The 13,587-nt window shown below is 42.2% G+C and carries 14 protein-coding genes; 13 read left to right on the top strand and 1 reads right to left on the bottom strand.

What is annotated here, in order from left to right:
* The first annotated feature begins 1 nt into the window (after nt 1).
* Nucleotides 2-1,459 carry an ATPase RavA stimulator ViaA gene (gene viaA, locus M1F26_RS00230; protein ID WP_096863682.1) on the top strand — a complete coding sequence of 486 codons (1,458 nt, stop codon included), beginning with the start codon at nt 2-4 and terminating at the stop codon, nt 1,457-1,459.
* Here the strand turns inward: viaA and asnA are convergent, their stop codons facing one another.
* Complete coding sequence (gene asnA / locus M1F26_RS00225) at nt 1,460-2,452, bottom strand: aspartate--ammonia ligase (RefSeq protein WP_004906329.1); 993 nt, start codon at nt 2,450-2,452, stop codon at nt 1,460-1,462. It lies immediately after the preceding gene.
* A 161-nt stretch (nt 2,453-2,613) separates the two neighbouring features.
* On the opposite strand from asnA, the gene asnC reads away from it, so the two are divergent.
* From asnC to atpD, 12 genes are all read left to right on the top strand, one after another.
* Nucleotides 2,614-3,075 (top strand): transcriptional regulator AsnC, encoded by a 462-nt coding sequence (gene asnC, locus M1F26_RS00220; protein WP_004906326.1) that lies wholly within the window; start codon nt 2,614-2,616, stop codon nt 3,073-3,075.
* A gap of 91 nt (nt 3,076-3,166) precedes the next feature.
* Nucleotides 3,167-3,607 carry an FMN-binding protein MioC gene (mioC, locus tag M1F26_RS00215; RefSeq protein WP_094962009.1) on the top strand — a complete coding sequence of 147 codons (441 nt, stop codon included), beginning with the start codon at nt 3,167-3,169 and terminating at the stop codon, nt 3,605-3,607.
* A gap of 377 nt (nt 3,608-3,984) precedes the next feature.
* Nucleotides 3,985-5,874 (top strand): tRNA uridine-5-carboxymethylaminomethyl(34) synthesis enzyme MnmG, encoded by a 1,890-nt coding sequence (gene mnmG, locus M1F26_RS00210; protein ID WP_140172699.1) that lies wholly within the window; start codon nt 3,985-3,987, stop codon nt 5,872-5,874.
* Between the two features lies 1 nt (nt 5,875).
* Nucleotides 5,876-6,496, top strand: coding sequence for a 16S rRNA (guanine(527)-N(7))-methyltransferase RsmG (rsmG, locus tag M1F26_RS00205; protein ID WP_140172698.1), 621 nt, complete (start codon nt 5,876-5,878; stop codon nt 6,494-6,496).
* 601 nt (nt 6,497-7,097) lie between these two features.
* On the top strand, nt 7,098-7,475 hold the full coding sequence (atpI, locus tag M1F26_RS00200) for a F0F1 ATP synthase subunit I (protein ID WP_004906317.1): 378 nt from the start codon (nt 7,098-7,100) through the stop codon (nt 7,473-7,475).
* A 33-nt stretch (nt 7,476-7,508) separates the two neighbouring features.
* Nucleotides 7,509-8,327, top strand: a complete 819-nt coding sequence (atpB, locus tag M1F26_RS00195) for a F0F1 ATP synthase subunit A (RefSeq protein WP_004906316.1) — start codon at nt 7,509-7,511, stop codon at nt 8,325-8,327.
* A 48-nt stretch (nt 8,328-8,375) separates the two neighbouring features.
* A complete protein-coding gene (gene atpE, locus M1F26_RS00190) occupies nt 8,376-8,615 on the top strand; it encodes a F0F1 ATP synthase subunit C (protein ID WP_004093904.1) in 240 nt (79 codons plus the stop codon).
* Between the two features lie 58 nt (nt 8,616-8,673).
* A complete protein-coding gene (atpF, locus tag M1F26_RS00185) occupies nt 8,674-9,144 on the top strand; it encodes a F0F1 ATP synthase subunit B (RefSeq protein WP_004906301.1) in 471 nt (156 codons plus the stop codon).
* Between the two features lie 12 nt (nt 9,145-9,156).
* Nucleotides 9,157-9,690, top strand: coding sequence for a F0F1 ATP synthase subunit delta (gene atpH / locus M1F26_RS00180; protein ID WP_004906300.1), 534 nt, complete (start codon nt 9,157-9,159; stop codon nt 9,688-9,690).
* 14 nt (nt 9,691-9,704) lie between these two features.
* Nucleotides 9,705-11,246: a F0F1 ATP synthase subunit alpha gene (gene atpA / locus M1F26_RS00175; RefSeq protein ID WP_004906297.1), complete on the top strand. Its 1,542-nt coding sequence runs from the start codon at nt 9,705-9,707 to the stop codon at nt 11,244-11,246.
* A 51-nt stretch (nt 11,247-11,297) separates the two neighbouring features.
* Complete coding sequence (gene atpG / locus M1F26_RS00170; RefSeq protein ID WP_004906295.1) at nt 11,298-12,161, top strand: F0F1 ATP synthase subunit gamma; 864 nt, start codon at nt 11,298-11,300, stop codon at nt 12,159-12,161.
* A 34-nt stretch (nt 12,162-12,195) separates the two neighbouring features.
* Nucleotides 12,196-13,578, top strand: a complete 1,383-nt coding sequence (gene atpD, locus M1F26_RS00165) for a F0F1 ATP synthase subunit beta (protein WP_004906293.1) — start codon at nt 12,196-12,198, stop codon at nt 13,576-13,578.
* Nucleotides 13,579-13,587: the final 9 nt, after the last annotated feature.

Raw genomic sequence — 13,587 nt, 5'->3', positions numbered from 1 at the left:
GATGATGAGTTTAGCCACATTAGAAATGCTGCTTTCGGTTAATGAAGGCCAATTAATTGAAGAGATAATTATATCTTTGCTAGCAACTCCTCAATTGGCGGTATTTTTTGAAAAACATCCTCGATTAAAAAAAGCTTTACTCAAAGATTTATCGGGTTGGAAAAAGGATCTCAAACAGCGTATGCAAGATGCGCTTGTTCCCGCACAACTTTCAGAAGAATTTGAACTTTATCGTCAGTCCCTTGGGATTTCGACAGATGCCTTTTTTATCCGATTACCTAATGTCATCGCAAAACTTCACCAACTGGATTCCCCTTTTTACCGTGAGGCATATCAGCTACAGAGTGGGAAAATAGAAAACCGCAGTGCAAGGCAATCACTGTTTGTTCAAAGATGGCGTATTAGCTTAATTTTACAAGTTACAACACTACATAAAGAGCTACTAGAACAGGAAAAAGAACAATTATTGGCAGAATTACAACGCCGACTGGCTCTAAGTGGTAATTTAGAAGATATTCTTGGCGAAAATGATCGTGCTGCTGGCCGGCTGTGGGATTTAACCAAAGGTGTGAACATGACTTCCGCTTATAATGACCAATTATTAAGCCGATACAGTGAATTTTTACGTCAGCAGCCTGAATTAGAAAAAATAGCCCAATTATTAGGCCGTAGCCAATCCGCTCAATCCATTCCTGATGATAGTGTTTTTCTTGAACCAATGACTATCATGGAAAAAGTGCCAGAAACGGTTCCTGAGCAAGTTAATGGCTTAAATCAGAGTGATGATATTTTACGGTTATTACCTGCAGAACTCGCTATGTTAGGCCTTGAAGATATTGAATTTGAGTTCTATCGAAAATTACTCGAAAAACAGCTTCTAACTTATCGGTTACAAGGAGATAGCTGGCAAGAAAGAAAAGTTCTGCGCCCTATTACCCACCACCATAATGAAGAACAGCCAAGAGGACCATTTGTTGTATGTATTGATACATCGGGTTCGATGGGCGGTTTAAATGAACGCTGCGCCAAAGCATTTTGCCTCGCGCTAATGAAAATTGCGCTGGCGGATAACCGCTCATGCCATGTGATGTTATTTTCCACAGAAATTGTGCATTACGATTTACTTTCTATTGATGGCTTAGAGCAATGTATTCGTTTTTTACATCAAACATTTAAAGGTGGGACTGACCTTGCGGCTTGTTTGCAAGAAACCGCAATAAAATTGGAATCAAAACAGTGGATTGATGCAGATGCCGTGGTGATTTCTGATTTTGTTGCTCAGCGTTTACCGGATGAGTTAATTCAGAAAATAAAGATTATGCAGAAGAAAGGTAAATACCGCTTCCATGCGGTATCTGTATCAAATTATGGGAAACCCAGTATCATGAAGATCTTTGACCATATTTGGCGTTTTGATACTGGGTTAAAAAGCAGGCTGTTACGCCGCTTTAGCCGCTAATTACAGCATACCTTCAACGGATTCTTGCATTTCAGCACCCCATACACCACATTGCACTTGGCCAATGTGTTGGCGTTGAAGAAGTAGCATAACTAAGCGAGACTGGCCAATACCACCACCGATAGTTTGTGGCATTTCACCTTTCACTAACGCTTGGTGCCACTCTAATTCCATACGTTTTTCATCGCCAGTTAAACTTAATTGACGAGTTAAACACTCAGGACTTACGCGAATTCCCATTGAAGAAAGCTCAAATGCGTCCTGTAAAACAGGGTTCCACACAATGATGTCGCCGTTCAAACCACAAAAACCGTCTTCATTTTTTGTTGTCCAGTCATCGTAGTCTGGCGCACGAACATCATGTGATTCACCGCTAGATAGCTTACCACCGATACCAATTAAGAATACTGCACCTAATTCTTTTGCGATTGCGCGTTCACGCCCTTTCGCATCTAAATCAGGGTAGCGCTGTAACAACTCTTCACTGTGAATAAAGTGGATTTGGTCAGGCAGGAACGGTGCCAACCCAAATTCTTTACTTACGGCAGCTTCTGTTTCTTTTATTGCCTTATAGATTTTACCCACTGTCTGCTTCAGATAAGGAAGTGTACGTTCCTCATCTGCCATCACTTTTTCCCAATCCCACTGATCAACATAAACGGAGTGGATTGGGGTTAAGCGATCTTCGTCCGGACGCAACGCTTTCATATGAGTGTATAAACCTTGGCCTTTACTAAAACCGAAACGCCCTAAGGTTTTACGTTTCCATTTAGCCAAAGAATGAACCACTTCAAAGGTTGCACCTGGAATTGATTTCACTTTCACTTGAACGGCTTTTTCGCTGCCAGATAAGTTGTCTTGAGTACCATCCCCTAAGCGGCTTAGGATTGGCCCTTGAACTTCAATTAACCCTAATTCTTTTTCAAGTAAACGTGAGAAATATGATTTCACAAAACTAATTTGTTGCTGATGTTCGATAAATGACTTGTCCATAATTTATTCCCATAATTTGTTAGCTGTATTAGCTGATGTATAGATTAAGCAACAAAATGAGGTATAAATTCAATATCCATCATTAAAAAAAGCCTTTACTGTTTATTTTGAATAAAAAAACAGGTATAAAAATGAATAATCGTTAAAATAGAGGTGAAATAATGCCGGAAAATTATCAAATCGATAATCTCGATCGTGACATACTTCACGAATTAATGGCAAATGCACGCATACCGTATGCTGAATTAGCCAAAAAATTCGCTGTTAGTCCCGGGACAATTCATGTCCGTGTCGAAAAAATGAAACAAGCAGGAATTATTAAAGGCACACGTATTGATATAAACCCAAAACAATTAGGGTTCGATGTTTGCTGCTTTATTGGCATTATTTTAAAAAGTGCAAAAGATTACCCAACCGCACTAAAAAAATTAGATGCCTTAGAAGAAGTTGTCGAGGTGTACTATACAACAGGGCAATACAGCATTTTTATTAAAGTAATGTGCCGTTCTATCGATTCTTTACAAGACGTACTTATCAACAAAATTCAGACCATTGATGAGATACAATCCACAGAAACACTGATCTCCTTACAAAACCCGATCTTACGAACAATCAATCCGTAGAAAAAAAATGATATAACCACATTATCCACAGGTAGATCCCAGCTCATTCACAGCGTACAATAGCGCCCTATTATTGTGAAAGAGAATCACCATGACAAAAGTAACCTTAATAAGTGGCAGTACAATGGGCAGTGCGGAGTATGTTGCCGAGCACATGGCTGAGATTTTAGAAGAACTCGGTCATGAAACCGAAATTCAACATGGCCCGGAGCTTGATGACTTAACACTTGAAGGCATATGGCTGGTGGTGAGCTCAACACATGGTGCAGGTGATCTCCCTGAAAATATTCAACCTCTTTTTGATTCAATAGAAGAAAGTGCTCCTGATCTAAGCCAAGTTCAATTTGGCTCGGTAGGGATCGGTAGCTCTGAATATGACACTTTTTGTGGTGCGATCCATAAAATAGATGACTTGTTAACCAAGCAAGGGGCTAAAAGGATCGGTGAATGTTTGGAAATTGATGTCCAACAACACGAAATACCCGAAGATCCCGCAGGGGAATGGGTTAAAATTTGGGCAAACGAACTCTAATTTGATTAAAATAACAGCAATCAACTGTGGATAACTCAGGGAAGATCCCGGTATTAACCCGTAGTTATCCAGAGTATAAGTTTTAGGTTCCCCATGCCCTGTGTATAAGTACCCTTTTTGATCCCAGCTTATACGCAAATGGATCACGGATCATTCACAGTATATGATCCTTTACACTTTTATGATCTTTAAAGTGAAAATCCACTTATCCACAGAAACGAGTGATCCTAATAAAAGATCTAATAAAGAGATCTTTAAATAAAAAGATCTTTATATTATATAGGGGAGAAACCTAAAGCTTGGTCTCTTCCTCAAACTTGAGTAGAATTCTCTCCTCAAATGCACAATCCGCATTTTCTAACGTTTAAGGTCCACACATGTTTTATCCAGAGCAATTTGACGTCATCGTAATTGGTGGTGGTCATGCCGGTACTGAAGCAGCAATGGCAGCTGCACGTATGGGGCGTCAAACCCTATTACTGACTCACAATATTGATACATTGGGCCAGATGTCTTGCAACCCAGCCATCGGTGGGATCGGTAAGGGGCATCTGGTTAGAGAAATTGATGCCCTTGGTGGTCTAATGGCCACAGCAACAGACAAAGCAGGTATTCAATTTAGAACATTAAATGCCAGCAAAGGGCCTGCAGTTCGTGCAACCCGAGCACAAGCTGACCGTGTTCTTTATCGCCAAGCTGTCAGAATGGCTTTAGAAAATCAGCCTAATTTGATGATTTTCCAACAACCTGTAGAAGACTTAATTGTTGAAAACAATCGAGTTACAGGGGCTATTACTCGCATGGGCTTAAAATTTAAAGCCAAAGCGGTAGTCTTAACCGTTGGTACTTTCCTTGATGGCAAAATTCATATAGGTTTAGAAAATTACAGTGGTGGTCGTGCAGGTGATCCCCCTTCAATTTCACTTTCTCAACGTTTGAGAGAATTGCCTTTACGTGTTAATCGTTTAAAAACAGGAACGCCACCACGTATTGATGCAAGAACTATTGATTTCAGTCAGTTAGCTCAACAGCTAGGTGATGATCCAATGCCGGTATTTTCATTTTTAGGTTCACAAGATCAACATCCACAGCAGATGCCTTGTCATATCACCTATACCAATGAAAAAACCCATGAAGTGATCAGAAATAACTTGGATCGTAGCCCTATGTATGCAGGGGTTATTGAAGGGATCGGCCCACGTTATTGCCCTTCGATCGAAGATAAAGTTATGCGTTTTGCCGATAAAGACTCACATCAGATCTTCTTAGAGCCAGAAGGCTTAACAAGCAATGAAATTTACCCTAACGGGATATCCACCAGCTTACCATTTGATGTTCAAATGCAAATTGTTCATTCCATGAAAGGAATGGAAAATGCAAGGATCATTCGTCCTGGTTATGCTATTGAATATGATTTCTTTGACCCTAGAGATCTAAAACAAACGCTTGAAAGTAAATTTATTGATGGCTTATTTTTTGCTGGCCAAATTAACGGTACAACAGGTTATGAAGAAGCAGGGGCCCAAGGACTACTAGCCGGCCTTAATGCTGCACAACATGCCTTTGGTTTAGAAGGTTGGTTCCCTCGTCGTGACCAAGCTTATATTGGTGTTCTCGTTGACGACCTTTGTACTTTAGGGACAAAAGAACCTTACCGTATGTTTACCTCACGTGCTGAATACCGTTTGATGCTTCGTGAAGACAATGCAGATTTACGTCTGACAGAAAAAGGCCGAGAGTTAGGTTTAGTTGATGATGTTCGCTGGGCGCATTTTAATAACAAAGTCGAATTGATTGAAAAAGAGCGTCAGCGCTTAAAAGATATCTGGGTTCATCCTAAATCGGATAACCACACAGAAATAGATGGAATTTTAATCGTTCCATTATCTAAAGAAGCAAATGGGGAAGATTTACTCCGTCGCCCAGAAATGACTTATAAAATGTTAACTTCACTCAACCTTTTTGCACCGGGTATTGATGATCCTCAAGCTGCGGATCAAGTGGAAATCCAAGTTAAATACGAAGGGTATATTGCTCGTCAAAAAGAAGAAATTGAAAGACAACTGCGTAATGAAAATACCTTGTTGCCTGTTGACCTTGATTACAAACAAGTCAAAGGGTTGTCTAACGAAGTGATGGCGAAACTAAACGATCATAAACCAACATCTATTGGTCAAGCATCACGAATTTCAGGGATCACGCCTGCTGCAATCTCTATTTTACTTGTTTGGCTGAAAAAACAAGGCATGCTACGCCGGAGCGCTTAACGTGGATTTATTATCGAAACTTAATCAATTGCTAGTAAAAACCGATATCGACTTAACGGAAAAGCAAAAACAGCAGTTAGTTGATTATGTTGGGTTATTAGCGAAATGGAATAAAGCCTATAACCTGACATCGGTACGTGACCCACAGCAGATGTTAATCCGCCATATCATGGATAGCATAGTGGTGAACGATCAACTCAACGGAACAAAATTTATTGATGTAGGAACCGGTCCTGGTTTGCCTGGTGTTCCTTTAGCAATTGTTCGACCTGATTCCCATTTTGTTTTACTGGACAGCTTAGGGAAGCGCATACGCTTTCTAAAACAGGTTCAACATGAGTTAGGGCTAACTAATATTGAGCCTGTTCAATCACGTGTTGAAGAATATCCAGTTGAAGATGGTTTTGATGGTGTGATTAGCCGCGCATTTGCTTCGCTGAATGATATGTTGAGTTGGTGCCATCATTTACCTTCATCTGAAGGGCGCTTTTATGCACTTAAAGGTGTCATTCGTGATGATGAAATGGTGCTACCAGAAGGTTTTGTGATTGAATCTATTACAGAGCTTGAAGTACCTGAACTTGATGAGCAGCGCCATTTAGTTAAAGTTTCTATAAAATAAAGTTGCTTTCTGTCAAAATATTTTGTCTTTTAGAGCGATAGTCGGTGTGTTAAAAAGCACCGGCTATTTTTATTTTTAGCTAAAGAATAAATACTTATATTTCACGTGTTATTTACATGGAAATAACGAATAAGTTTCAAAAATAAAGTGTTGATAGAAAAAATGCTGGCTAATTGGCAATTTTTACTTAATCGATTTAGCTAGGTAAATAGTTAACAGTGAAATATTTGATTTATCACGTTTAAATTTAACTTAAAAAACTAATTATTTAATTGTTTGATTTACAGATTAAATCTATTTTTTGTTGTCAGTAAAGTTGAAAGAATAAATAAAGAGGATAAAGTCAAATGTGATATTTATCACATTAATGTGAATATGTGCAGCAATTCATTAACTATTTATTAATTATTACAGCGACAATTCTGCGCCAACTCGAAAAAATTAAATATTTATTCACCTTTTCGCTACTTACTGATTGAATTCATTTCGCCTGCCCGTATAATTTGCACGTTTTTGTCTCTTGACACATTTACGCAAAGGCAGTTTTATACAACACTTAGCGTTTCTGAGGCTGAGAAGAGCTGGGAGTAAACAAAAAGTTATGTCTGTATCCCTTTATGACAACAAACACGCTGCAAAGCAGTTGTCTGTTCAGTTTATAACTTTAGTGATCCTCAGTGGGGCTTTCTGTGCAAATAGTATAGAATGGGGGGCCTCTGCTCTTGCTGGTGGGTTAGCATGCTGGTTACCAAATATCGTATTTATGCTGCTAGCACAATTTCAGAAAGCAAAAGGAGAGGATGAACCTGTCCGCATTGCCTGGTTCTTAGCATTAGGAGCAGGGCTAAAGGTTGTTACAACTATCGCTGTCTTAGTTGTTGCTTTCGGTGTGTTCAAAGCGTCATTAACACCACTGGGTTTGACCTATTTAGCGGTGCTAATTGTTCAGATTGTTGCACCAGCCGTTTTTAAACGGTAAGTATTTTTAAACTACAAAAGGGTAAGAGGCATCATGTCTGCATCAGGAGAAGTGATGACTACAGAGGATTACATAGGCCACCATCTGAAAAACCTTCAGTTGGACCTGAGTACCTTTAAGTTGGTCGATCCCCACGCTAGTCCAACATTTTGGACGTTGAACATTGACTCGCTTTTTTTCTCGGTAGTTCTCGGGGCTCTGTTCCTGTGGCTATTTAGAAGAGTTGCAGCCAATGCGACTAGTGGCGTACCCGGTAAGTTACAGACTGCAATAGAACTGATCATTGGTTTCGTTGATAACTCAGTCCGTGATATGTATCACGGCAAGAGCAAAGTTATTGCTCCTTTAGCATTAACGGTGTTCGTCTGGGTATTCTTAATGAACCTAATGGATTTACTCCCAATTGATTTCCTTCCGTATATTGCTGAGCATTATCTCGGGTTACCTGCATTACGTGCAGTACCAACCGCAGATGTTAGTGTCACATTATCGATGGCTATTGGTGTGTTTATCCTAATCCTCTTCTACAGCATCAAAATGAAAGGAATTGGCGGATTTACAAAAGAGCTCACAATGCAGCCTTTTAACCATCCTGTCTTCATTCCAGTCAACTTGATTCTTGAAGGGGTAAGCCTGCTGTCAAAACCTGTATCACTCGGTCTGCGACTGTTTGGTAACATGTATGCAGGTGAATTGATCTTTATTCTTATCGCGGCTCTGCTTCCGTGGTGGTCACAGTGGTTGTTAAGCCTACCTTGGGCTATCTTCCACATACTGATTATTACGCTACAAGCCTTTATTTTTATGGTTCTGACGGTTGTTTATCTGTCGATGGCATCTGAAGAACACTAATTTAATTTTATCAATAATTGTATTAACTGAAACAAACTGGAGACTGTCATGGAAAACCTGAGTATGGATCTGCTGTACATGGCTGCCGCTGTGATGATGGGCTTAGCGGCGATCGGTGCTGCGATCGGTATCGGCATCCTAGGTGGTAAATTTTTAGAAGGTGCTGCTCGTCAGCCAGATTTAATTCCTCTGCTGCGTACACAGTTCTTTATCGTAATGGGTCTGGTCGATGCTATTCCGATGATTGCTGTTGGTCTGGGCTTGTATGTAATGTTCGCTGTTGCCTAATTAACGTTACGGAACACTGTAAGAACATTAATTCACTAATGAATATGAGGTATTGTCTGTGAATCTAAATGCAACAATCCTCGGCCAGGCTATCGCGTTTGTCCTGTTTGTTTGGTTCTGTATGAAGTATGTATGGCCACCGATTATGGCGGCCATTGAAAAACGTCAAAAAGAAATTGCTGACGGTTTATCTTCCGCAGAACGTGCTAAAAAGAACCTGGAACTGGCGCAAACCGACGCAACCGACCGACTGAAAAAAGCGAAAGCTGAAGCACAAGTCATCATTGAACAAGCGAATAAACAGCGCGTTCAAATGATTGATGAAGCAAAAGCAGAAGCGGAAGCAGAACGTGCAAAAATCGTCGCGCAAGCGCAAGCTGAAATTGATGCTGAGCGCAAACGTGCACGTGAAGAGTTACGTAAACAGGTTGCGATGCTTGCTATCGCAGGTGCCGAGAAGATCATCGAACGTTCCGTGGATGAAGCTGCTAACAGCGACATCGTTGATAAACTAGTCGCTGAACTGTAAGGAGGGAGGGGCATGTCTGAAATTGCTACTGTAGCTCGCCCCTACGCCAAAGCAGCTTTTGACTTTGCTGTGGAAAACCAAGCTGTTGCTAAATGGCAGGAAATGCTAGCCTTCACCGCTGAGGTGACGCGCAATGAACAGGTTGGAGAGCTGCTTTCTGGTTCTATTGCACCAGAAACATTAGCTAAAACGTTTATCTCTGTTTGTGGAGATGAAATTGACGAGCATGTTCAGAATCTGATTCGTGTTATGGCGGATAACGGGCGTTTAACGACGCTACCAGAAGTGTTAACGCAATTTATCCAATTGCGTGATTCTCTGGAATCAACCATTGAAGTTGATGTAATTTCTGCCAACGAACTGAGTGAACAGCAGTCAGCTAAAATTTCTGCAGCGATGGAAAAACGTCTGTCACGCAAAGTTAAGCTGAATTGCAAAATTGATAAGTCTGTTATTGCTGGAGTGATCATTCGTGCTGGAGACCTCGTTATTGACGGGAGTATCCGCGGTCGCTTAGAGCGTTTAACTGACGTCTTGCAGTCTTAAGGGGACTGGAGCATATGCAACTGAATTCCACCGAAATCAGCGAACTGATCAAACAGCGTATTGCTCAGTTCGATGTTGTGAGTGAAGCTCACAATGAAGGTACGATTGTATCCGTTAATGACGGTATTATTCGTATTCACGGTTTAGCCGAAGTCATGCAGGGTGAAATGATCGCGCTGCCTGGCAACCGTTACGCTATCGCACTGAACTTAGAGCGTGACTCTGTTGGTGCGGTCGTCATGGGTCCTTATGCCGACTTGGCAGAAGGCATGAAAGTTAAATGTACTGGTCGTATTCTTGAAGTTCCAGTAGGCCGTGGCCTGCTAGGACGTGTTGTGAATACACTGGGTCAACCAATTGATGGTAAAGGTCCTGTTGATAACGATGGCTTCTCTCCTGTAGAAGTTATTGCTCCAGGTGTTATCGACCGTCAATCTGTTGATCAACCAGTTCAAACTGGTTATAAATCAGTCGATGCCATGATTCCAATCGGTCGTGGTCAGCGTGAGCTTGTTATCGGTGACCGTCAAACAGGTAAAACTGCTTTGGCAATCGATGCAATCATCAACCAACGCGACTCAGGCATCAAATGTGTGTACGTAGCTATCGGCCAGAAAGCGTCTACCGTTTCTAACGTAGTTCGTAAACTGGAAGAGCACGGCGCACTGCAAAATACTATCGTTGTTGTTGCTACAGCATCTGAATCAGCTGCTCTGCAATACTTAGCACCATATGCTGGTTGCGCGATGGGTGAATATTTCCGTGACCGCGGTGAAGATGCACTTATTGTATACGATGACCTGTCTAAACAGGCTGTTGCGTACCGTCAAATCTCACTGTTGCTGCGTCGTCCACCAGGACGTGAAGCTTACCCAGGTGACGTTTTCTATCTGCACTCACGTTTACTTGAGCGTGCTGCTCGCGTTAACGCTGAATACGTAGAAAACTTTACTAAAGGTGAAGTTAAAGGCAAAACAGGTTCATTGACAGCTCTGCCTATCATTGAAACCCAAGCTGGTGACGTTTCTGCATTCGTACCAACAAACGTAATTTCGATTACAGATGGTCAGATCTTCCTGGAATCTAACCTGTTTAACTCTGGTATTCGTCCAGCGGTTAACCCAGGTATTTCAGTATCTCGTGTTGGTGGTGCTGCTCAGACTAAAATTATCAAGAAACTGTCTGGTGGTATCCGTACCGCACTTGCTCAGTATCGTGAACTGGCAGCGTTTGCTCAGTTTGCTTCCGACCTCGATGACGCGACTCGTAAACAGTTAAGTCATGGTCAGAAAGTAACTGAACTGCTGAAACAGAAACAGTACGCACCTATGTCAGTAGCAGAGCAGGCACTGTCTCTGTTCGCGGCAGAACGTGGGTTCTTGGATGATGTTGAGTTAGCGAAAATTGGTGCGTTTGAAGCTGCTTTAGTTTCTTTTGCACAGCGCGAGCATGCTGACCTTATGAACGAAATTGGCCCGGCTGGTAGCTATAACGATGATATCGAAGGCAAGTTGAAAAAACTGCTCGAATCATTTAAAGCAACTCAGTCCTGGTAATACTATTCGGCCCAGTTCCTAGGGCCGTCTGGTTAATAAGGAGAAGCAGAAATGGCCGGCGCAAAAGAGATACGTTCCAAGATCGGAAGTGTACAAAATACACAAAAGATCACTAAAGCGATGGAAATGGTCGCTGCGTCCAAAATGCGTAAAACGCAGGAACGCATGGCGGCCAGCCGTCCTTATGCAGAAACCATGCGCAGTGTGATTGGTCACCTAGCGTTAGGTAATCTGGAATATAAACACCCATATCTCGAAGAGCGTGAAGTTAAGCGTGTCGGGTATCTGGTTGTTTCAACAGACCGTGGTCTGTGTGGTGGCTTGAACATTAACTTGTTCAAAAAACTGTTAGCAGATATGAAGTTATGGTCTGAGAAAAACGTTCAGGTTGATTTGGCTTTAATCGGTTCTAAAGCGGTATCATTCTTCGGTTCTGTGGGCGGTAATGTCGTGACTCAAGTTACCGGAATGGGGGATAACCCAACGCTTTCGGACTTGATTGGTCCAGTTAACACTATGCTACAAGCCTATGATGAAGGGCGTTTGGATAAACTGTATGTGGTGACGAATAAGTTCATCAATACAATGTCTCAGGAGCCAACTATTCTTCAATTGTTACCATTGCCTGCAAGTGATGATGAAACACTGAAGAAGAAGTCTTGGGATTACATTTACGAACCCGATCCTAAGGCGTTGCTGGATACCCTGCTACGTCGTTATATCGAGTCGCAGGTTTATCAGGGCGTCGTTGAAAACCTGGCTAGTGAGCAGGCCGCACGAATGGTAGCGATGAAAGCCGCTACTGATAATGGTGGAAACCTGATCAAAGAGTTACAGTTGGTTTACAACAAAGCTCGTCAGGCCAGCATTACTCAGGAGCTTACCGAAATCGTTTCGGGTGCTTCCGCGGTTTAACAGCTAGGTTTACGAATTACGTAGAGGATTCAAGATGGCTACTGGAAAGATTATCCAGGTAATCGGCGCCGTTGTGGACGTCGAGTTCCCTCAAGATGACGTACCAAAAGTGTACGACGCTCTTGAGGTTGTTAACGGTAAAGAAAAACTGGTGTTGGAAGTTCAGCAACAGTTAGGCGGTGGTGTTGTCCGTTGTATCGCAATGGGTACATCAGATGGCCTGAGCCGTGGTTTAGAAGTTGTAAACTTAGAGCACCCAATTGAAGTACCAGTAGGTAAAGCAACTTTAGGACGTATCATGAACGTTCTGGGTCAACCTATTGATATGAAAGGTGATATCGGCGAAGAAGAGCGCTGGTCAATTCACCGTGCTGCACCTAGCTATGAAGAATTAGCTAACTCAACAGAACTGCTGGAAACCGGTATCAAAGTAATGGACTTAATCTGTCCATTCGCGAAAGGTGGTAAAGTTGGTCTGTTCGGTGGTGCGGGTGTTGGTAAAACAGTAAACATGATGGAACTGATCCGTAACATCGCGATTGAGCACTCAGGTTACTCAGTATTCGCAGGTGTTGGTGAGCGTACTCGTGAAGGGAACGACTTCTATCATGAAATGACCGACTCAAACGTTTTGGATAAAGTATCACTGGTTTATGGCCAGATGAACGAGCCACCAGGAAACCGTCTGCGCGTTGCGTTGACTGGTCTGACTATGGCTGAAAAATTCCGTGACGAAGGTCGTGACGTACTGCTGTTCGTTGACAATATCTATCGTTATACACTGGCAGGTACTGAAGTATCAGCACTGTTAGGCCGTATGCCTTCAGCGGTAGGTTATCAGCCAACGCTGGCGGAAGAGATGGGTGTTCTGCAAGAACGTATTACCTCAACTCAAACAGGTTCTATCACTTCCGTTCAAGCGGTTTACGTTCCTGCGGATGACTTGACTGACCCATCACCAGCAACCACCTTTGCTCACTTAGACGCAACGGTAGTTCTGAGCCGTCAAATCGCATCACTGGGTATTTACCCTGCGGTTGACCCTCTGGATTCTACTAGCCGTCAACTTGACCCACTGGTTGTTGGTCAAGAGCACTATGATGTTGCTCGTGGCGTTCAGTCTATTCTGCAACGTTACCAAGAACTGAAAGATATCATTGCAATCCTGGGTATGGATGAACTGTCTGAAGAAGACAAACTGGTTGTTGCTCGTGCTCGTAAGATCCAGCGCTTCCTGTCTCAACCATTCTTCGTTGCTGAAGTATTTACCGGTTCACCAGGTAAGTTCGTTTCTCTGAAAGACACTATCCGTGGCTTCAGTGGGATCCTGAACGGTGATTACGACCACCTGCCAGAACAAGCGTTCTATATGGTTGGTACCATTGAAGAAGCTGTGGAAAAAGCGAAAAAGCTTTAATCCAGCTGA

This window comes from Providencia sp. PROV048, assembly GCF_033688165.1.
In the GTDB taxonomy this organism is placed as follows: domain Bacteria; phylum Pseudomonadota; class Gammaproteobacteria; order Enterobacterales; family Enterobacteriaceae; genus Providencia; species Providencia hangzhouensis.
Note: the sequence above shows the minus strand (reverse complement) of the source record. Positions and strands in the feature narration are given on the sequence as shown.

Excerpts from the sequence above, each read along its gene's own strand:
- viaA (WP_096863682.1), top strand. The coding sequence starts at position 2 with ATGATGAGTTTAGCCACATTAGAAATGCTGCTTTCGGTTAATGAAGGC.
- asnA (WP_004906329.1), bottom strand. The coding sequence starts at position 2,452 with ATGGACAAGTCATTTATCGAACATCAGCAACAAATTAGTTTTGTGAAA.
- asnC (WP_004906326.1), top strand. The coding sequence starts at position 2,614 with ATGCCGGAAAATTATCAAATCGATAATCTCGATCGTGACATACTTCAC.
- mioC (WP_094962009.1), top strand. The coding sequence starts at position 3,167 with ATGACAAAAGTAACCTTAATAAGTGGCAGTACAATGGGCAGTGCGGAG.
- mnmG (WP_140172699.1), top strand. The coding sequence starts at position 3,985 with ATGTTTTATCCAGAGCAATTTGACGTCATCGTAATTGGTGGTGGTCAT.
- atpI (WP_004906317.1), top strand. The coding sequence starts at position 7,098 with ATGTCTGTATCCCTTTATGACAACAAACACGCTGCAAAGCAGTTGTCT.
- atpB (WP_004906316.1), top strand. The coding sequence starts at position 7,509 with ATGTCTGCATCAGGAGAAGTGATGACTACAGAGGATTACATAGGCCAC.
- atpE (WP_004093904.1), top strand. The coding sequence starts at position 8,376 with ATGGAAAACCTGAGTATGGATCTGCTGTACATGGCTGCCGCTGTGATG.
- atpH (WP_004906300.1), top strand. The coding sequence starts at position 9,157 with ATGTCTGAAATTGCTACTGTAGCTCGCCCCTACGCCAAAGCAGCTTTT.
- atpA (WP_004906297.1), top strand. The coding sequence starts at position 9,705 with ATGCAACTGAATTCCACCGAAATCAGCGAACTGATCAAACAGCGTATT.
- atpG (WP_004906295.1), top strand. The coding sequence starts at position 11,298 with ATGGCCGGCGCAAAAGAGATACGTTCCAAGATCGGAAGTGTACAAAAT.
- atpD (WP_004906293.1), top strand. The coding sequence starts at position 12,196 with ATGGCTACTGGAAAGATTATCCAGGTAATCGGCGCCGTTGTGGACGTC.